We start from the raw sequence: 20,418 nt of genomic DNA, 5'->3' as shown, positions 1-20,418 counted from the left end.
AACAGAAGCTCATGGCGTCTGAATCGTTGGAAAACGTAATACGCGTGGATGTGGTACACTATACTAACAAGCAATCAGTATTGAGCTGAGTAGAAAGGAGCTTCCCCTTTTGACTACCTTACGCGTAATGACATTCAACATTCGCGGTATGGGCCGCGATGATGGCGAGAATCAGTGGCGCTTCCGTTCTGATCTGAATGTGGAAACGATTCAGAAGTACAATCCCGATCTGATCGGCTTTCAGGAGGTTGAAGCGGGCAACCTTGATACGTATATGGTGCGTCTGCGTGATTACGAGTTCGTGCTTGGCCCGCGTACAGGCTCCCACACTGGCTATTGTTATAGCCCCATCAGTTGGCAGTATAATCGGCTGGTCTCAATTCTGAATGGTGGTTTCTGGCTCAGTGAGGATCCGACGAAGCCCGCGTTCTCCTGGGGGACGGCCTGTTACCGTTCGATGGCCTGGACCCGCTTCCGTATTGCCGAGAACGGAACTGAATTTATTCATGTCAATACTCATCTGGACCACGTGTCGGAAAAGGCTCGGGTTGAAGGCATGCGCCTGATTCTTAAGCAGCTCGCGGAACAGCAATCGCCTGATGATACTATTCTGGTAACGGGTGACTTTAATTGCACACCCTCCTCCGAGGTCTATGGGTTTATGCGCGAGCAGGGGTTCACAGATACCTTCCTGGCGGCTGGCAACAAGGACGATGAGACCGCGAATACCTTCCACGGTTTTGGTCGATCGACCACGGTAGAGCGTATTGACTGGATTATGCTGCGAGATCCCTCGAAGAAGTTTCAGGTGCGCTCCAGCGAGATTATTCGCGATGCTCGCCCTCCGCTCTATCCCAGTGATCATTATCCGGTCATGACAGTATTTGAGGTATAAAAGACAGTTCTATACTCCCGGTTGGCTCCCGATCGGGAGTTCTTTTTTTGCCCGCTCATCTAGATATTCCGCGTGCTCCTTCTTTTCAGCTTTTTCTTGAAAACTCTGGACAAAGAGGATAGTTGAGTTTATAGTAAGGGAGAACTCGCTAAAAGCTGAGTAGAGACGCTATTTTTAAGATGAAGAAGGGTATTTGCACATGAAGAAAAAAGAACGCCCTGAACCTGGGAGTGGAGAGCTTTTCCCCGGTCAGTTTTCTGACCCGGCTTCTTCGCCTCGGCCGCCGAAAAGCCATCCCTTTGCGTTAGCGCTGCTCATCGCGCTGACCGTCGTTGCTTTTGCGCTTGTAGGGCTGAACGGGAATAAGCCCGGAATGGAGCATGCGGTCTGGGCCAGCCTGGGAACTGCGCTGCTCCTCGGTCTGATGGTCGCGTTGCCCCTGATCGACTGGCCCGGGTATAAGTCACTCTTTAGCGCACTCAGATGGAAGGAGCAGCCCGCAGGCAAAAAGTTCGGGATCGGATGCGCGTTTGTCTTTCTGTTTCCGCTGATTGCTATTATATCGATGTTTGCCTATCTTATTTGTGTCGGAGTCTGGACATTTCGTGACAAGCGTCCCTGGCCTCCTGCACATAAAGGGATCAAGCGAGCTCTGTCGCTGGGCCTGGTGATGCTCGTTGTGACCTTTTCCTGTGGCCTCTTTGCTGCTCTTCCCGTGCCGAAAGCGCCGGTTGCACAGAGTGTCGTGGTGACGCCCACGCTTGCGCCCACTGCGACGCCCACGCTGAAGCCATCGCCTACCCCGACGCTGAAGCCGTCTCCGACGCCCACACCAAAACCGTCGCCCACTCCGACGCCATCACCCACACCGGAGCCGACGCAGCCGCCTGCGCCTACTCCTGAACCGACGCAGCCGCCCGCTCCGACCCAACCGCCTGAACCCACACAGCCACCGGCTCCGATTGGCGTGAACGGGAATCCCTGGGGCTATAATTTTGAGTCGGGCAGCCTGATCTATTCGCCCCCACCTGAGTTCTGTAATTATTTTGCCTGTATCAACAATTTCTACAATGGAAATGGGTATGTTGTCCAATGTAACGATGGCATGTACTCCAAATCGGGAGGCCGCCCGGGTGTCTGTTCATATCATGGTGGCGCCGGCCGAACACTGTATGCACACTAACGCGCACTGATCCCGGTACAAATGCAGCTCTGAAGCGGTTTCAGGGCTGCATGTTCGTTTGTAAGGGGAAGTCATGAGGAAAAAGGGCGATATTCTTCCATTAGAGAAAAAGATTCTGTTATACTTGAAGATGATGGAGGTGTAAGGAAGATGGGAATATCGACGGTTGAGATACGATTTCTGGCAGAAGAAGATCTTGAGCTGGTCACAAAGCGTTTTCCGTTCGGTGGGCCTGCCAAGCACGCGCAGCGGTTGCAATGGCAGCGCAATGATAGCGCCCTTTATCTGCTTGCATGGCTGGAAGGGGAACCGGTCGGGCATCTGCTGATCCAGTGGCACGGTGCGCAGAGTGTGCCGTTTTACACCGGCTGTCCTGATATTGAGGACTTTTTTGTTGCCTATGGGATGCGCTCTCAAGGAATCGGCTCTCTGTTGCTGGCACAGGCAGAGGAGCAGGCCCGACAGCGTGGCTATAGTGCGATTGGCCTGAGCGTTGCTACCAGGAATGAGCGAGCACAGGCGCTCTACAAGCGGCTCGGCTATCGACAATGGGGCCCGGGTCCCTATCTCTTGAAGGGAACCTATGTTGATGCGCTTGGCAAGCGGCAATTCTGGCAGGATGAATGCCTGTATCTGATCAGGACGTTGGACTGACGGCTTTCTCTGCGCAAATGAGCAGGAAAGCGAGCGATTCACGTGAAACCGCTCGCTCTTTCTCCCTTTTGGACCGGAACCAGGGGGATTGGTTCCTAGTCCCCATCATCGTAATGGCTCAATGATTTTATCCCTTCTAACTGCCCTGCATCACCCCAAAAAGTCCTGGAGCATTCGATCACGACACGGGTGATCGAGCTTTTTCAGCGCTCGAAACTCCATCTGGCGTACTGCCTCATGACTTAATCCAAGTTTCTTCCCTGTCTCAGTCAGGCTATGCTCACTGTTGCCATTCAGCCCGAAACGCAGTTGTAGCACCTTTTTCTCTCGGGGTGACAGGCAATCCAGCAACTCCTGGATCTGTTCCTGTAATGTTCTGGTTAATACTTCACGCTCAGGCGAGTATACGGGATCATCTTCAAGCAGCTCACTCAGTGAGACCTCGTCATCACCTCCTTTGCGGGGCATATCCAGGCTGATGGTTTCCTGGTTGGTTGAGAGCAGATCAATCACCTCTTGCACGCTGATTTGCATTTGTTCGGCCAGCTCTTCGAGGGTGGGTTCAGCGGCCTCTCCCTGTTGCAATTTGCGGCGTGCACGCCCCAGGCGCTTGATCTCCTCGACCTTGTAGAGTGGCACGCGGATCAGGTGTGCCTGCTCGGCAAGCGCTCTCGTGATATACTGACGAATCCACCATGTCGCATACGTACTGAAACGAAAACCTTTCCGATGGTCGAATTTCTCGACAGCATGCATCAGGCCCAGGTTGCCTTCTTGAATCAGATCCATCAGATCGAGGCCAAAGCCCCTGTACTTCCTGGCAATGTGCATGACCAGCCGCAGGTTTGCCTCGATCAGACGCTGTTTCGCTTCTCTGGCTTCCTGATCATCTGTTTCTTTGCCCGAATGGAGACCGCGCCGCTTTTTTCCGGCTCTGCTTCGTTCGATGCGTTGAGCCAGACGAGCGACCTCTTCTGCTGAAAGGAGATGGACCTGTCCTATTTCATAGCGATAAAAGCGGCTGCTATCGCTGACATTGAGTGCCTCAGGATCGGCTTTCAGGCTCTTTCCTCTCTCATAAAGATAGGGTACGGTCATGATGGACTACCTCCAACCTCATAAAGCATTCAAATAGCATCTCTTTGAGAGAAAGTATACGTGGGGGTTCTTCTCATCATCTCCTAATTTGCTTCCCTGTCATTCCTGCGAGTCTTTTTCTACCGGATGCTGGTAGCGCCTTTGCCCTGACCTGATCGTTTTTGAGATGGCGCCGAACCGGGCAATCATGATTCGAGAGAAGGGTAGAACAGGGGAAAACAGTTCTATCAATTCTACAGGTATTCTCTGTTCTTCCTCGCAGCATGAGAGGTATCACAGCCAGAAGCAGGGTGAAGAGGACGCTTGTACACGGTATTTGTTTTGTCTTATACCAATCTTATATAAAAAAAGCTTGCTCATAACGGGCAAGCCAGAGAAGCGGTTCAGGGCGCTTGTAGCCGAAGCTCATGCGCCTGCTCACTCAGGAAGGTAAAGGAACTTCGGGTTGCGCTGGCCTCCACTTCTGCAAGGAGTGTTTGCGCTTCGGCGGTCCCCTGGCGGACTGCCACAGCCGCCAGGGCCAGCTTTCCCTTGAGGAGCAGTTCAGCTTCAAGGCCTGGCAGGTGCAGGGCACGTTCGATATCACGACGGGCACAACGGAGCAGATGTTTCTGAAGTATGGGCATCGTCTCTGCCTCATCGGCCTGAATGGTGCGAAGTGTGCCCAGAACGATCAAGGCGGTTCCCAGGCAGGGGTTATTCTGGATTGCGCGGGCGGTTCTGATCGAGCGGGTAATCTGTCTGGTTGCCACCGAGAGTTTGCCCTGTTCGCCCTGCATCAGCGCGAGTTGAGCGCAGCGCATGCTGATGTAGACCTTATCGCTGTGTTGTTCGGCCAGCACAATGCTCTTCTGATACCAGCTTTCGGCCTCTTCATAGTTCTTCTGACTGGCTGCCAGCTCGCCATAGTTGCTATAGACCACGCCCATCAGCGGTGTATCGCCAATTTGTTCGGCAAGGGTACGAGCATGCCGCAGCGCTGCCTGTGCCTCTTTTAGCCTGCCCATTTTGATCAATACATAGCTCAGATCACAGGAGACGTGACCGATCAGCCGCTTATGTTCAGCCTGCTCAAAGATGTTGCGGGCGATCGTCAGGTGTTCCAGCGCGACGCCCAGACGCCCTTCAGCCGCTGCTACCTGGCCGAGCAGGCGTCGAATATTGCCCAGATTGACCTGATCTCCCTGCAAGGTTCGTTCCAGGCGGGTGGTGAAGCCTGACGTGGGATGCTGCGTGTCTGGTTGATAGGAGAAATAATCAAGGGCGCGTTGAGCGGCTTCCCAGGCGGCGGTGTAGCGACCTTCCATACTATAGATGCTGCCCTGTTGGTAGAGCAGACGGGCCCAGGCAAAACCGGAGGTAATGCCCGCCTCACGCAGAATCTGCATGCCCTGCTCGCACGCCTGATGAGCCAGCGTCGTTTCACCTTTATTGCGCCAGGCTCGCCCCACCTCGCCGTGCAGGAGAGCCTGCTTCTGGGCCTCATATGGCGGGAGCGCATGCCCTTGAGCCTGAAGGATCTCATTGTAGAGATTATGTGCTTCCTGGAAGTTGCCGCGAATCATCAGGCATTCAGCAAGGCGTTCTTGCAGGGCAGTGCGTCGCTCGCTCTGCTGATCCAGCTTTTCGAGGTAATGGAGCGCGAATTGATAGTGTTTCTCTGCCTCAGCAAAGGCTGAGAGCGCCTGTGCATGGTCGCCTGCAATCTCGGCATAGTGAACGATCCGGGCAGGCTCGGCATCGCCTCTGATGAGATGATGCACGATCGCGGCGGCCACTTCGTCGGTGCGTCCCTGATACATCTCTTCGAGGATGGTGGCGGCGCGCTGATGGAGCCGGGCGCGACGGATACGTGAGAGTGCTTTATAGAGATGATCGACCATCAATGGGTGCCAGAAGTGATAGGTGATCCTGCTGCCGCTGCCTTCTTCGATCAGCACGCCGGATTGCAGCGCCTCTTCGAGCTGTTCCAGCAGCGTGTCTTCATCGGCGTCGTGTTCGAGGGAAGAGAGCATATGGAACTCGAAAGAGCCGCCCAGGATGGCCGCGTTGCAGAGCGTATGCTGACAGGGACGGCTCAGACGGTTGAGGCGGTGATCCAGTGCCGCCGCGATTGAGCCGGGCAGCGCTGGCGGGGTTGAGCGTGCCAGCTCTTCAGCAAAGAACGGGTTCCCGGCTGCCTTCTCCTGAATGCGTTCAACCATCTCTTCGGGCAGATGGGCAACCATTTTTCCTATTGCCTCACGTGAGAGTGGTTTCACTTGAAGCATATTTATGGTATGCTCTCGTTGCATATGAGCAATATAGTTGCGGAGCGGATGCGTCGGCGCGAGCTCGCTTTCACGGCAGGTGGCAAGCAGAAATATCGGGTAGCCATCGATATGGCGAGCAAGATAGCCGAGCAGTTCGCCGCTGCTGCTGTCAGTCCACTGGATATCATCCAGGACTATTAGTAAAGGAACGGATTGGCTGGCTTCTATCAATAGTTCCTGTGTCGCTTCCCAGAGGCGGAGCTGATCCTGTTCTGGTGAGAGTGAGGGATAGAGCGGCGGCTGTGGACCGGCCAGTTCTGGCAACAGCGCTTTAAGTGGTTGCAGCGAGGCCGAGGGCAACATCAGTTCTGGCGCGGCTTCTCCCACTGCGGGAACAGGCGTCAATAGCTTGCTGCGTAGCGTCGGGAAGAGCTCGGTTTCAACCAGCAGTTTGCGCAGTGCCTCCGTCCAGATGTGGTAGGGAATGCCGCTCTCTTGCTGATAGACGCGGCTCCAGATGACAAGCCAGCCGCGCTGACTGCCAATGCGCCCCAGTTCTTCGGCCAGACGCGTTTTTCCGATCCCGGCATCTCCAAGTAGAAACATGCATTGTGGGCGGCGCTGCGTGTAGAGCGGTACCGCACTTGAGCGACGCTGGGCAGCGCCATGCTGCTTCTCCTCAATCTCCTGGAGTAGCGCCTGAAGCTGTTGGAGCTCCTGTTCTCTCCCGACGAGGGGGTTTTGATGCGTTCGTCCGATCTGCTGGCTTCCTGTCTGGATTGGCTTCTCTGGCCTCAGGATTGGTCGTTCAGGGGGACGCTCTCTACGGGGTTGCGTTGTGAAAGGGAACCTCAGCGGGTGCCCCTGGCGAATCGCCTCGTAGATCTGCATGGTCTCCGCCGAAGGGCTCAGTTGCTCCTTTTGGAGTGCCTGGTAGAAGCGGTGATAGGCACGAATGGCCTCGCCCCGTCTTTTAAGCAGCGAGAGCGCGTAGAGAAAGCGCTGTACGGCTGGCTCATAGGTTGGGTCGGCGATAAGAATGCGGTCAAGCTGATCGAGTGCTGCCGTGGTCTCATTGCGTTTCAGGGAGAGGTCGGCCAGGGCGAGAAGCAGTGAGAGCCAGTCCTGACGGAGCTTCTGGCGCTGGCTGAGGACCCAGGGAGCGTGATGTTCTTCCGGCAGGAAATCGCCATTATAGAGCGCGATCGCTCGCCGAAGCTGGCGCTCATATTCTTCCTCGTTCGTCGATGGCGGGCGGCTGGCGAGTCGGGTGAACGCGCTGGCATCGCACCAGAGAGCAGCCTGATCTGCAAGCGAGATCCACTCATCGCTTGTCTGTAGCAGGCTGGTCGCTTTCGGACGTGAGACGCGTGGGGTCAACAGGTGTTGCAGCGTTGAGAGTGCTCTACTGAGCCGGCGGGTCGCGCTTTCGGGGTCCTCTGTGGGCCAGAGGGCGGCCGGGAGCTGCGAACGGCGGGCGCGGCGCTCGGGACTGCATAACAGATAGGCAAGCAGGGAGCGAACGGCAGGTTGCTGCCAGCCAGCTTCACTGACGGGCTGCCACTGGCGTTGGGTGCGGCGTTCCAGCCGAAAATGTCCGAATGTGAAGACGCGCACCGTCGCGCCCTCAAGCTCATCCTGAATGAGGCGGTTCGGGGATTGGGCCACTTTTTCCAGCCGTGCCTGAATCTCGGGTGGTAACTTTTTCCCGATGTAGGTTCGGGTTGTTTGCCCATTGACAGTCCGATATTCGTACCAGTAAGGGCCATGCCCGATCCCGCGACTGCACTTGCGGCACTGTGGCTTCCCGCAATAACTGATTTGCTGGCGATAGGAAACTTTGCTACTCATGGTTACTTGCCTCTTTCACCTTTGAGACCCGAAGCGATGATGCCGGAAAAACCCGTGACAGCGTATAGCCCAGTGAACAAGCAAAAGACAAACGAGAAAGATTCTCCCCGATAGTATAGCTTGTTCTTGTCATATTCCATATACTTTCTTTGATAAACATACCACATATTTCCTATTTCATCATTATTGTGGATTTTCTCCTATTACATACAGCTTTGACTCGCCTGTCAAGCGCGTTGAGCCGATAATCTGGCCCGCTTTCCGGGTCCTCCTCAGGAGCATGAAGTCCTATAGAGATGCCGATTCCAGGATCGAAAGAAGTGCATGTTTTTGTGCCCATAGTCGTCTTGCACACAGAAAATCGCTCATAGAGAGCGATTATAGAGAAGTGAGAAAATTCCTTGAGGTGTCTGTGAGTGCTTTTCTGCTGTATGAGTGGATAAATTTAAAACTATATGTATCTGTTCGAGTATAATATACATAGGTGCCCGATGAACGGCAGATGTATAGGCTCTATATACAGAGTAGAAGCCTGATTTCGCCACTATTTATGGTGAAAAAAACGGAGCTATGCAGAATCCTTTTGTGAACGCGGGTGCCAACGACTTTACTGTGAGTATTGAAAGGAGTTTCATAATGAAGCACGAGATCATTCGCGCGTGGAAAGATGCATCATATCGCAAATCCCTTTCCGTTGAGGAGCTGGAGACCCTGCCCGAGAATCCTGCTGGCATCATCGAGCTGAGCGATGCCGAGCTGAAAGCCATTCAGGGCGGTCATGACTACGATGATGACCATCATCACCATCACCACCATCGCCATCATCGCCATAGCAGTTCCTTCTTTTCCAACACCGAGATCAACACAGTTGCCGTTATCTGCTTGCAGTCGGCCCTGCTGCTGAACATTTGTATCACAATGGGTACGGACTGCGTTAACTAAGCTCGTAACGCAACCAACTTTCCATATAAAGAGAGGTTAGGATGTTTTACCGACATCCTAACCTTTTTGTGCATCGGGATGTGTGGCAAGGGAATTTTCCGTTGTCCTGTACAGCAGAGAGAAGAGAGTATATGCAAGAATCAATTTCCAAACGGCAGCTTTCAAAATATCCCGTCTGGCAGCATGCATCATGGTATGCAGCCATTTCACTGAAAGAGCGCGTTGCGCTCCAAAATATGAGTAATGGTGCAATAGAGCAATCACACTTTGAAATGGGTATGGCTCAGAGCCGCCTCGACGAGTGGAAGGAGCAAGCCCCCTTTCGCCACGATACTGAGCTTTTCCTGCGGCGGCTTGCCCTCGATGGACTGACCGAGCAAGAGCTGTTAACCATGCTGGCAGAGCCCGCGCATTCGCTGCAAACGCGGGTGGGGGTGCGTCCTGAGTGGGTAGAGCGGCTTCGCTCCGCGTTTGAGGCACGGGATCAGGCAGATGACACGCTGGAACTGACCTTCCTTGAGGAGTTCCTGAAAAATCAGGCGTTGCTCTCTCCCGTGAAACCTTTGCTGGTGCAGGCGTTAGTGCGGCTCAGCAAGGGTATTCATGCGCTTTCACAACGCTATACGGTTGTCCCGTTTGAGCTCAAGACGATCTGCGTCCCGCTGCTGTCGCAGTTGCCCGGGCGCTTGCTTCCCCGGTTTCTCAAGACCTTTGTGCTGGAACTCAATGTTGCGCGGCTTGAAGAAAAGCTGACTGGCGAGACCTCCGAGGAGCGTTTTCAGGATTTTGTGCGGCAGCTCTGTGAGCCCGGGCGCATGCTGCTTTTGCTGGAAGAATATAATGTGCTGGCTCGTTTGCTGGTTGAAGCGCTTGACCAGTGGGTGGAGACATCGCTTGAGTTGCTTGAGCGACTGTGCGCCGATTGGGCCGAGATCTGTGCCACGTTTGCTGTACCCACGACGCCGGGTGCGCTGGTCGATATTCAGACGGGCAAAGGCGACACGCATCGTGGCGGACGCAGCGTGACCGTGCTGACATGGAGCAGTGGTTTCCAGCTTGTCTATAAGCCGCGCTCTCTGGCGGTCGATGTCCACTTTCAGGAGCTGCTGGCCTGGCTCAACGAGGCGGGTTTTCAGCCTGCATTTCGGACTCTGCGCATTCTGGATCGAAAGTCCTATGGCTGGATGGAATTTGTGCGCTGTCAGTCCTGCACCCTTGAAGAAGAGGTTGAGCGCTTTTACCGCCGCCAGGGTGGCTATCTGGCGCTGCTCTATGCATTGGAGGCGGCAGACTTCCACTTTGAGAATTTGATTGCCGCTGGCGAGCATCCCATATTAATTGATCTGGAAGCCCTTTTCCAGCCGCGTCTGAGCATGCAGGCAGTCGTCGAACAGGGCTTTATCGATCCCGAATGCATAGACCGTTCTGTGTTGCGTATTGGCCTGTTGCCCTATCGCATGTGGTCCAGCGAGCAGGCCACGGGTGTTGATATCAGCGGGCTTGGTGGACAGGCCGGGCAGGTTGTTCCGACCATGATTCCGAAGTGGGCTGAGGTGGGCACCGATCAGATGCGCCTGCGCAAGGAACAGGGGCGGCTTGCTGCCGGACAGCATCGGCCAAAGCTTGGCGAGCAGGACGTTGATACCCTCTCCTATCAGGATGCCATCCTTGAGGGCTTCACTACTGTCTACCGCATTCTCATGGAGCGGCGTGAAGAGCTGCTTGAACGCTTACTCCCCTCCTTCGAGAATGCTGAAATTCGCTGTGTGCTGCGCCCTACATTCCTGTATGGTGTTCTGCTGATTGATAGCTTCCATCCCGATGTGTTGCGCGATGCCCTTGAACGTGATCGGCTCTTTGACCGGCTCTGGATTGGCGTGCATCAGCGGCCTGCTCTTGAGCAGGTGATTGCTTTTGAGCGGGCGGATCTCTGGCGGGGTGACATCCCTGTCTTTACGACAACGCCGGGTTCCTGCACGCTTGCATCGAGCAGTGGTGGATGTATCGAGCACTTTTTCGCTGAGCCCACCCTGACCGCTACCCGGAGGGTCATTCAGAATCTGAACAAGAATGACCTTGAACGGCAATGCTGGATTATTCGGGCTTCCTTTGCCACAATGGCACTCGGGAGCGATAGGCCAAAGCGCCGGGCGATGCTGAGCACTTCCGCTCGCGTGTCCTCTACTCCTGAGCGCTTGCTTGCTGAGGCACGACGGGCAGGCGATCGCCTCAACGAACTGGTATTCCTCAACAAGGGAGCGGTAAGCTGGCTCGGAGTGACGCCGATCAGTGATCGCGAGTGGCATGTGTTGCCCGCTGATCTTGACCTCTATGGTGGCGTGGCGGGCATCACGCTGTTTCTGGCCTATCTGGGCGCGGTTAGCGGCGAGGAGCGCTACACAACGCTTGCACGGCAAGGACAGGAAAGCCTCACCTCTCGCTTGAAATGGCTCAAGGAGCGACCGGCTGCGCTTGGCGTCGGACCTTTCGGCGGAAACGGTGTCAGCGGTTGTATCTACCTGCTGTCACATCTGGGGGCGCTCTGGAACGAGCCGAAGCTGTATCGTGAGGCTGAGGCGCTGGCGGATCTGTTGCCCGAGATGGTCGAGCATGATGAGCTCTACGACATCATTGGTGGCGCTGCCGGCGGTATTGGTGCGCTGCTGAGCCTGTATGCTGTCGCGCCCTCGGAGAAGATCCTGTCGCTTGCCTGCCTATGTGCTGATCATCTGCTGAGTAAGGCGCGCACGATGAGGCGCGGGGTTGGCTGGTCTGCGCAGGAAGAACAGGTGCCGCTGGCCGGGTTCGCGCACGGGAACGCAGGCATTGCGTGGGCGTTGTTGCGGCTCTACGCGCTGACCCGTGAGGAACGTTTCCAGCGGATGGCTCTCCAGGCGATTGCCTACGAGCGCTTTGTCTTTTCGGAGACGCGCCAGAACTGGCCCGATCTGCGCGGCCATTCGGCATCCATTTTCGATCAGGCGCTTGAGCGAAGCTGTTCCTTCATGATTGCGTGGTGTCATGGTGCGTCGGGGATCGGGCTCGGTCGTCTGGATACGCTTGACGTGCTGGACGACGCCGAGACGCGGGCCGAGATCGAGTGCGCCCTGCGAACGACGCTTGAAAACGGCTTTGGCTTTAACCACTCGATCTGTCATGGCGACATCGGGAATCTGGAATTCCTGAGGGCAGCGGTGAAGCGCTTCCCGTCCTATGCAGAGCGCGTCCGTGAGGTGGAGGAGCGAGTGCTTGGCAGCCTGGTGGAACAGAACTTTGTGTCTGGCCTGCCAAACGGTGTCGAGACGCCGGGCCTGATGGTCGGGGTTGCGGGCAGTGGATACGGGCTGTTGCGGCTGGCGGCTCCCGAGCTTGTGCCTTCGGTGCTGCTGCTTGCGCCACCCCGTGTCCTATAAGCCGAGAGGCAACAAAAGAGGGAACTCCGCTGGCGGGCGGGGCTCCCTTTTTTTGTGCGTATGCTGGCGGGGATAGTCAGGAGTCTACGCGCTGGGTGAAGACAACCAGGCGCTCAGTGGTGCGTTGTAGCTCAGGAACCCAGTCACCGGCACAGGTAATCAGGTTCAGGTAATAGCCGTCGCTACGCCCGAAAATTTCGTTCAGAGGCGCCTCAGTGGGCTTGTAGGTGACGAGGCGGATTACTTTGAAGGTTTGTCTCTCCTGGCCACTCGAAATCAGAATGCGGTCGCCCGGTTGCAGGCGCCTGAGATCCCAGAAGACAGCAGGCTTCCCTCCTGGCCGATCGAGATGGCCGGCAATCACCGCACTGCCCTTTTCTCCCGGTTTGGGCCCGAAGCGGTACAGGCCCACGTGTTCCCAGGGGTTATGGGTTGGCAGGCCCATTTCGCCCGTTGGGAGGATGCCCACCGACTCAACCGGGGCTTTGAGCTTGATCGCCGGGATTTCCAGTTGCATCGCCAGGAGTTCGCTATGCGGGGTTGGAGTCGTCGTCTGGAGCGGGTTCGCCCGATGTTGATTATCATGGGAGCGTGAGTCGGGCTGAATAGTTGCTTGAATAGCCTGGTTGAATGGAAGGTGGGGGGCTCCCTGAAGAAACCAGATAAAGACGCTGAGAATGAGACTGGCGGCAAGCAGCAGAATGATGATTCGCCGATTTATAAAATGCCGCATGGATAATCCTTTCCTTTCCCTTCTCAATGGAAGAAGGTAGAGAGAAAATGCTTCTCTCTACCTCAGAATGATGACAGTGTTTAATGCTTGTCCGGTACTAGACGTGTGCGTTTGGATCAGAACCGGTCGGCGGCAACTGCGGCACGATCACAGGAGCCTGGGGCTGTGGTCTCACTTCCTGTGTCGGTGCGGGCCTCACTTCCTCTGTGGGTGCAGGCGTGGGCTTCACTTCCTCTGTGGGTGCAGGCGTGGGCTCTTCCTTCACAGGAGGTGGCACCTCTTCATAGCAGTCGTCGCAGCAGTCGTCGCAGCAATCGTCACAGCAGTCATCGCAGCAATCGTGACCACAGAAATCACCGAAATGGTGGGAGTGCATGGGGGCCATTTTCCCGGCTGGATGCAGACCGGCGGCTTTCGCTGACGAGGTTTGAGAGAGTGCGCCATGCATTGCAGCGGCGGCCAGGGCCAGTAATGCAACCAGGAGTAAACGACTGATGGAAGCGATGTGTTTCTGTTGACCATTGGTCCGTTTGTTGTTGGAAATCATTGTCTTTTTTCTCCTCGTATTCGATAGTTTGTGTCGACATCCATTCCAGCGGGTGTCAGCTTTTCATTCCTGGATCGGCTTTCTCTGCTGATCCCTGCCATCTTTATCTGACGCCAGATGTCAACTTTTCAAGTAAGAGAGAATGGAAAAATTCTCTAAGTAGTTTTAGTATAAACTGGGACTAAAGAGAAACATTAGAACATACCGGTGAAAGCTGCTAAAAGATTGCAAGGTTAGGGCAGCACCCTAACCTTGCGACAATGCGTAGGTCCTCCGAGAATTACGAGATGCAGTCTGTACCCATCGTGATACAGAGGTTCAAGATGAGGAGCGACTGTGCGCAGATAACAGCGACAGTGTTAATCTCAGTGTTCTTCTTCAGACAGCATTTTCTATGATGATGATGTCCGCCCTGGATGCTCTCAAGCTCGGCATCGCTGAGCTCGATGGCGCCAGCAGGATTCTCGGGCAGATTTGCCAGATCCTCGGAAGACAGGCTCTTGCGATATGATGCATCTTTCCATGCGCGGATAATCTCGTGATTCATGTTATGTTCTCCTTTCAATACGTTCATTCATTGGAATGATATTCCCTCCCATCACCCACTGTATAGCTTCCCGGCGAACTCTGGTAGAGCAAGTAGAAATTACTGTTTCCCCTCTGGAAGCTATACTTTTTTGTGTTGGTCGGATATCCATTTACATTATACTGATGGTGTTATATCGTGTGTATAAATATGTGTGTTTTTAAAAGAATGGCCATTCTGCTGCTTGTAAAGTCTGCCGAAGCCAATTCAAAAAAAGTCTCGCCTACCCAGAAATACTGGATACGAGGCGAGACCTGCCGGCCTTTTTCGGTTCAGACGGCCGGAAATCTGATAGAGGCTGTAAGAGGGATCAGGAAGTCTGTTTCTGCTGCTTCTCAAATTGTTGCTTGAGCAACTCTGCGTAGTAGCCTCCTTTTTTCATCAATTCCTCATGTGTGCCCTTTTCCACGATTGAGCCCTGATCAAGCACAACGATCATATCGGCGCTCCGAATTGTGCTCAGGCGGTGCGCGATAATGATCTGTGTGCAGGAAAGCCCTTGCAGATTTTCGGTGATGCGCTGCTCTGTAATGGCATCCAGGCTACTTGTGGCCTCATCCAGCAGCAAAATGCGCGGATTTCGCACAATCGCCCGGGCGAGGGCCAGGCGTTGGCGCTGACCACCAGAAAGCGCGCTTCCGCCCTCGGCTACCATCGTGTCATAGCCCATAGGCATCTGGACAATATCTTCATGGAACGCGGCGATCTGGGCGGCTTTCATTGCCTGCTCTTTGCTGATCGAGCTATCGTCAAAGGTGATGTTGTGCATAATGCTTCCGCTGAAAATCGAGGCTTCCTGCAACACCACACCGAATTGACGGCGCACCTCAGAATAGCGCATCAGATCTATCGGAATGCCGTCGAGCTGAATTTTGCCACTGGACGGTATATAGAGGCCGAGGAGCAGCTTACCGAGCGTACTCTTCCCCGAGCCGGTTCTACCTACAATCGCGACCTGCTGGCCCGGCTCGATCACCAGGTTGATGTTTTTCAGTACCCAGGGACTATCAGGCCCGTAGCGGAAGCTGACGTTGCGCAACTGGACATGGCCCGTCAGCTCTGGCGGCGAGATGACCTGCTGATTATACTGTTCTGGTTCAGCGGCGATCACGTCGGCCAGGCGCTCAAAATGGGCGTGTACCAGTTGTAACTGTTGCCCGCTGCTGATGAGCGAGGTCAGAGGCGAGAGGAAGGCCGCCGCCAGGCTGTTCATTGCCAGCATAGTACCAATGGTCATCGAGCCGTTCAGCACCAGGAACGCGCCCACGCAGAGCAGCAGCAGCGGGGTGGTGGTGCGAAGCAGGTTCATGCCTGTATCAATCAATGTCTGGATATAGCTGCGCTGAATCAGGACGTTGAGCTGATCAAGGAAGAGATTCGACCAGCGCTCGTGGGCCCGCTGCTCAGTGCCTGATGATTTGATGGTGGCGATGCCCGCCAGTACCTCGCTCATATAGCCCTGAGCCTTCCCCTGTGCCGAGAGCTCGCGATTGGCCATGCCACGAATATGATTATAGGTGCTTATCATCAGGGTGGCCTGAAGCGCCCCCATAAGCAGCGCGATGGCGGCAAAGGTAGGCGATTGCCATAGGAGAATCAGCATATAGGTGATGACCATCACGCTATCAAGCAGGGCTGACACAAACGGGTTGGTCAGGGTATCGCGAATCACGGAATTACTCTCGATACGCGAGAGGAGATCGCCATTTGAGCGCTGCTGAAAGAAGTTGTACGGCAACGAAAGCAGATGCTCAAAGAAGCTGAACATGATGTTCATATCGATGCGTACGCGCAGGTAGACGATGACCCATCCGCGTAGCAGCGTGGTGATTGCCTGAACCAGCAGCAGAAGCATGACGCCAACCCCGATAATAGACATGATTTCAGGCGTTCGAGTTGGCAACACATAATCCGTCACCAGCTTGGTGAGCAGCGGCAGAAGCAGGCCAAAAACCTGAAGAAGCGCGGAGGCTGCCAGCACTTGCAGCACCGCGCCGGGAGATCGTTTGAGCGTTTTCCAGAGAAAGGTTGCCAGAATCGGCGTTCCCGGTGAGGTTTTGCGCCGCTTGAAGCGTGGCCCAGGCTCGGCCAGAATAGCGATCCCTGTAAAGCCCTCATTCAGCTCCTGAAGGGACATTTTCTTCCGCCCGCTCGCCGGATCAATCACAACGGCATATTTTGGCGTCCAGCGCTCGACAATCAGATAATGGTTGAATTGCCAGTGAATAATGGCCGGTAGGGGCAGGCGACTGAAATCGCTGCGCTTCATGGCAACGGGCTTGACCTGGAGCCCGAAGCCGCGCGCCGCCTGCACAATGCTCAGAGCCGAGAGTCCATCTCGTCCGATGCCGAATTGCGTGCGCAGCTCTGAAATGCTGGTCTTGCGCCCATGATAGCTGAGCAACATGGCAAGACAGGCCAGACCACATTCTACTTCGGTCATCTGGATGAGGACAGGGACCCTCTTTTTAAAGAATTGACCCCAGAGACGAGCCAGGAAGGGGCGCGGGCGCACCTGCACCTGCTCGATAGGCACAGTGTCGAGTTGCCAGATATCGGGATTCTCGCTGGACTTCGCGGGGGGCGGTAACGTTAGTTTCTGCTGTTGCTTTGTTTCCATTGCATCCTTCTTATAGGTCCTTCAACTTGTTCACGAGAAATGAATAAATACTCTCCTTACCGACGGTCACACGGGCTTTTAAGAGACTGCCCGTAAAGGCCCCGGGCTCAAGGTTGGGGAGTTCAACAAGCACGGCTGCTGCGGGCTGCGTCAGCGGTAAATAGGGCCTGGTGGTCAGCCGATAGCGCTGCGCAACCGTGCGAGGATCAACCAGCCCCGGCTCGACCTGTTTGACACTGGTCTCAATGTCGGTGTTGCCGATGCCAAGCGTGACGCGGACGGCTTGCCCGTGCTTGAGCTGTTTTGCATATTTCGGCGCAACGAAGATGACGGCAACGGCGGAATCAGTCTCTAGCTGATTGGCTGTTTCCTTGCCCAGAATGACGCCTGCTCCCGGGGTATACTCTGGAATATCGGTAGAGTATGCCAGTCCGCCGATAATCAGAAACAGACTGAGCAGAACCCAGAAACACGCTACAATCGGCCAGAAGTAGAAACGCAGTCGTGAGCGTTGTTCCCGCTTCTGGAAATAATTTCGTACCGCTTCTTCTCGAAAAATGGGTAATTGAGGAGCTATCATATGTATATTCACCATTAACTAGAAATGTTTCTCCTACAATTAGTATAAGAATCAACACAAGTCTATTGATATACTTTATATCAACGCATTTACAAGAATATTACCTGAAGCCGCATATAATGGAATTGGCCTGAAGGGTGTACTCGATTAGCAGTATGAAAAAATGTTGTGGAAATGATCGTTTTTTTGAGAAAAAGTGTTGTCTGGAAGGAGGTTCCACCGTGGAACAGGAGATATCAGGGGTTTCTGTCAAGCAGCTTATCCTCCGCTATGCACTCATTGCCGGGCTCATCGCCTGCCTGGTCGTGATTGTGAATTCCAGTATAAGTCTATTCGTTCGCGCCCAGGCTGCTCCCAATGATGCACAACTGCTCTCCTTGATTCTTGAGATTGTCACTCTGTTGTTGAGCCTGACGGTCTACTTCGTGATCGGGTTCTTGCTTGGTAAAAAGACGGGGCGTGTGCGTCCCGGGCTGTTTGCGGGCCTGTGGACGGGCCTGCTGTTCGGGGTTATTAATATCGTCAGCGCGCTGGTACTGCTGCTGACAGTTGTGCTCCCGGGAATGGCTGAGGCGCTCGGAACGCAGCCCTCGCTGGAGCAGATCATCACCTCGAATCTGCTGCTGAACTGGCTGCTTAGTCTGGTGCTGGCAGTGCTTATGGGAGTCTCAATGAGCACCTGTGGCGCGATGATCGGCTGTAAGAAAAAGTTTCAGCAGAGCTCAATTCCAATCTCACAGGCATAATCCAACCTTCTCGGTCGCTCTTCGCTTTTGACGGAGGGCGGCTTTTTTTTGCCGATCCCATGTCTTTACTCTACAATATACAAAATAGATACATTACAATTAGAGAAATTATTATAATAAGATAATAAGAGGAAAGCTTTTTTCCAGATCTGTAGTGAAAGGAGTTCATCAAAGAGCGCTTCATGTGAAAGATGCGAGGCGTCGATGAGCCCGCCAGCATAAAAGGAGTCGGTTATGTCAGAATGGATGAACTGGGAAACGCTCGGATGCTTACTGACCATTATCGCCATTTTCATTCTGACGCTCATTCTCCTCTATCTGCTGAGTCAGACGCCGCTCTTTCGCTGGTAGGTCGTTTTTGTTGCTTGCTTGCATCCTGAAACCGAAATACACTGATAGGCGGGCGCCTTTTGATAAATACTATCAGACATAGTCGTATTTTTGCATATTATATTTTAGCAACGGGGTATACTGCTCATTGAAGCAAGCAGGTTCGTTGAAGAGTCTGTTTGTTGTGCCGCTCTGTGAGAGCGCGGACGAGGAGCGCCTATCAATGTGTGTCAACCGCACCTGATAGCAGTACCTCTTCATTTGTACTGTGCCACACGCAGTACTCCATTCAGCACACACCAAAAGCGAGACGAGAGCAATTCCTTCTCTCCGGGGATGAAGAGGAAGCGAATCGCTCTCGTCTCCTTGTGTGTGTTGGTATAGACGAGGGTTTCCACATTGACTTCTTTTCTCAGTACGAGAAAAGAGGGGGTACCATCCCTGTGGATCTGCATATTTCTATTGTACTTCTGAATCAAAATTCTTCTATTGGGAGTCAGATGTGTTCTACTGACAGTCGGATGGCTTGAAATCGGAGTGGTAAAAGGGCAGGATTACGCGCAGGGCGGCGGTTGAGAAGTGCCCGTTTCCGTGACAACAACAGGCACTTTCCTGCTTTTCGAGGGCTGCAAGGAGTCGGGTGAGGGGGATGGAAAGCGTCAGAGCGGCGTCGCTGATATGCAGGCTATGCCCATCATACCAGAGCGTGAAAGCGTTCTCTGTATAGCTCTGGTAGCATGTCGGAGCGTGTGCAATGCGTGTGAGCATCTCTTTGAGTGCCGTGAGCATGGTGGCCGAAAGGCGTAGAGAGCGCTGCTGCACCAGCTCAAAGGTGCCGTCAGGGTGCGCGATCAGGCGGAACGTCTCCGGTGGTTCCACCGAGGCGGGCTGCTCGGCAAGCAGGTAATGTTGTTCTTGTGTTGTCATCACACCAATACCTCGATTACGAATTCTCCAGCAAAAAACGGTGAGAGAGTATAGGTATATTGTATTCTTTGCTCCAAAACCCCCGTTTTTGCTTGCTTGATTGCCAGCATGCTCTACGGATATTTGAGGATAAAGGTATAATATATAGTAAGTAGGCAGTTGGTTCGAACAATAGTGTAACCACTGTTCTTTTACTGTGATGGGTGGAAGGAGGTTGTTGAAGTGGCAAGACGGGTATCAAGGCGGGTGGTTGGCTGGTTGGCGGCGCTGCTCTGTATACTCTCGCTTTTCTGCATTCCCTCAACGCTGGCCGGTGCGCGTATGGCCGTGCCGATCATCGGGCCAAAGGAGCATTATCTTGCTCTGGGCGATTCGATGGCCTTTGGCTATCAGCCGAATCTCGATTTCGATCATGGCTATGCTGAATACTTCTATCAGAACTTGCGCCAGTATGGGACCAGCTCCTATGTGAATATGAGCTGCCCCGGCGAGACCAGTAAGACGATACAGACCGGAGAGTGTCCCTATCCGTTTCTGCGCAAGTACCCCTATCTTGGATCGCAGCTTGAGGCGGCGCTGACCTATATCAACGAGCATAAGGGCAAGGTCAGCCCGGTAACGTTCAATATAGGCTCGAACGACATTCTCTCGTTCTTTGATGTGAAGACCTGTAAGGGAGATGTGCCCCGTTTTCGGCAGGCGCTTCAGCAGATGGACATGCAGTTGACACAGGTGATCTTCCCGAAGCTGCGCGAAGCCTTGACCGTCAACGGCGAGCCGACCGGTGATATTATCCTGGTGAATTACTATAATCCCTTTCAGAATGAGTGTCCCAATACAGTTCAGTTTATACAGGAATTGAATGGTCACCTTGCCGCGGATATTCGGGGTTATGGGTCGCTGGTAGACACGTTTGCTGCCTTCGGGGGAGCGGAGACGCCGAATCTACGAATCTGCGCGTATACCTGGATCTGCTCCGATTTCCACGATATCCACGCAACGCCTGAGGGGCATCAGGTCATTGCGCGGGCTATTAGCAGAACGGTTGGCTACTAGCGCTC

The 20,418-nt window shown here is 54.2% G+C and carries 15 protein-coding genes; 7 read left to right on the top strand and 8 right to left on the bottom strand.

Going from position 1 to position 20,418, the window contains the following annotated elements:
- Positions 1–109 precede the first annotated feature (109 nt).
- From KTH_RS03065 to KTH_RS03055, 3 genes are all read left to right on the top strand, one after another.
- Entirely contained in the window at positions 110–895 is a 786-nt protein-coding gene (locus KTH_RS03065; RefSeq protein WP_137686026.1) for an endonuclease/exonuclease/phosphatase family protein, read from the top strand.
- A 199-nt stretch (positions 896–1,094) separates the two neighbouring features.
- The gene (locus KTH_RS03060) at positions 1,095–2,078 is read left to right on the top strand and encodes a DUF3761 domain-containing protein (RefSeq protein WP_174843897.1); all 984 of its coding nucleotides are present in this window, start codon (positions 1,095–1,097) and stop codon (positions 2,076–2,078) included.
- 150 nt (positions 2,079–2,228) lie between these two features.
- A complete protein-coding gene (locus KTH_RS03055; RefSeq protein WP_111323071.1) occupies positions 2,229–2,732 on the top strand; it encodes a GNAT family N-acetyltransferase in 504 nt (167 codons plus the stop codon).
- A gap of 150 nt (positions 2,733–2,882) precedes the next feature.
- Here KTH_RS03055 and KTH_RS03050 read toward each other — a convergent pair whose 3' ends face one another.
- Together KTH_RS03050 and KTH_RS03045 are read right to left on the bottom strand one after the other, a co-directional pair.
- Positions 2,883–3,830, bottom strand: a complete 948-nt coding sequence (locus KTH_RS03050; RefSeq protein ID WP_111323069.1) for a sigma-70 family RNA polymerase sigma factor — start codon at positions 3,828–3,830, stop codon at positions 2,883–2,885.
- A gap of 383 nt (positions 3,831–4,213) precedes the next feature.
- Positions 4,214–7,933 carry a DUF6788 family protein gene (locus KTH_RS03045; protein ID WP_497616380.1) on the bottom strand — a complete coding sequence of 1,240 codons (3,720 nt, stop codon included), beginning with the start codon at positions 7,931–7,933 and terminating at the stop codon, positions 4,214–4,216.
- Between the two features lie 636 nt (positions 7,934–8,569).
- Here KTH_RS03045 and KTH_RS03040 point away from each other — a divergent pair.
- Positions 8,570–8,875, top strand: coding sequence for a mersacidin/lichenicidin family type 2 lantibiotic (locus KTH_RS03040; RefSeq protein WP_211326168.1), 306 nt, complete (start codon positions 8,570–8,572; stop codon positions 8,873–8,875).
- 131 nt (positions 8,876–9,006) lie between these two features.
- Positions 9,007–12,288 carry a type 2 lanthipeptide synthetase LanM family protein gene (locus KTH_RS03035; RefSeq protein WP_497616378.1) on the top strand — a complete coding sequence of 1,094 codons (3,282 nt, stop codon included), beginning with the start codon at positions 9,007–9,009 and terminating at the stop codon, positions 12,286–12,288.
- A 76-nt stretch (positions 12,289–12,364) separates the two neighbouring features.
- Here the strand turns inward: KTH_RS03035 and KTH_RS03030 are convergent, their stop codons facing one another.
- The 5 genes from KTH_RS03030 to KTH_RS03010 all read right to left on the bottom strand — a co-directional run bounded on the left by KTH_RS03030 (position 12,365) and on the right by KTH_RS03010 (position 17,354).
- Positions 12,365–13,021, bottom strand: a complete 657-nt coding sequence (locus KTH_RS03030; RefSeq protein ID WP_111323063.1) for a class F sortase — start codon at positions 13,019–13,021, stop codon at positions 12,365–12,367.
- A 97-nt stretch (positions 13,022–13,118) separates the two neighbouring features.
- Positions 13,119–13,568: a hypothetical protein gene (locus KTH_RS03025; RefSeq protein WP_137686027.1), complete on the bottom strand. Its 450-nt coding sequence runs from the start codon at positions 13,566–13,568 to the stop codon at positions 13,119–13,121.
- Between the two features lie 280 nt (positions 13,569–13,848).
- Complete coding sequence (locus KTH_RS03020) at positions 13,849–14,115, bottom strand: mersacidin/lichenicidin family type 2 lantibiotic (RefSeq protein WP_111323061.1); 267 nt, start codon at positions 14,113–14,115, stop codon at positions 13,849–13,851.
- 349 nt (positions 14,116–14,464) lie between these two features.
- Positions 14,465–16,774, bottom strand: a complete 2,310-nt coding sequence (locus KTH_RS03015; protein ID WP_111323059.1) for a peptidase domain-containing ABC transporter — start codon at positions 16,772–16,774, stop codon at positions 14,465–14,467.
- A gap of 10 nt (positions 16,775–16,784) precedes the next feature.
- Positions 16,785–17,354, bottom strand: coding sequence for a hypothetical protein (locus KTH_RS03010; protein ID WP_497616374.1), 570 nt, complete (start codon positions 17,352–17,354; stop codon positions 16,785–16,787).
- Between the two features lie 221 nt (positions 17,355–17,575).
- Between KTH_RS03010 and KTH_RS03005 the strand changes: the two genes are divergently transcribed.
- The gene (locus KTH_RS03005; protein WP_497616372.1) at positions 17,576–18,100 is read left to right on the top strand and encodes a hypothetical protein; all 525 of its coding nucleotides are present in this window, start codon (positions 17,576–17,578) and stop codon (positions 18,098–18,100) included.
- A gap of 837 nt (positions 18,101–18,937) precedes the next feature.
- Here the strand turns inward: KTH_RS03005 and KTH_RS03000 are convergent.
- Complete coding sequence (locus KTH_RS03000; protein WP_111323051.1) at positions 18,938–19,357, bottom strand: hypothetical protein; 420 nt, start codon at positions 19,355–19,357, stop codon at positions 18,938–18,940.
- Between the two features lie 222 nt (positions 19,358–19,579).
- Here KTH_RS03000 and KTH_RS02995 point away from each other — a divergent pair, with 222 nt between their 5' ends.
- Positions 19,580–20,413 carry an SGNH/GDSL hydrolase family protein gene (locus tag KTH_RS02995; protein ID WP_137686029.1) on the top strand — a complete coding sequence of 278 codons (834 nt, stop codon included), beginning with the start codon at positions 19,580–19,582 and terminating at the stop codon, positions 20,411–20,413.
- Positions 20,414–20,418: the final 5 nt, after the last annotated feature.

Source organism: Thermosporothrix sp. COM3 (assembly GCF_059696735.1).
This window is presented reverse-complemented; position numbering and strand designations above follow the sequence as displayed.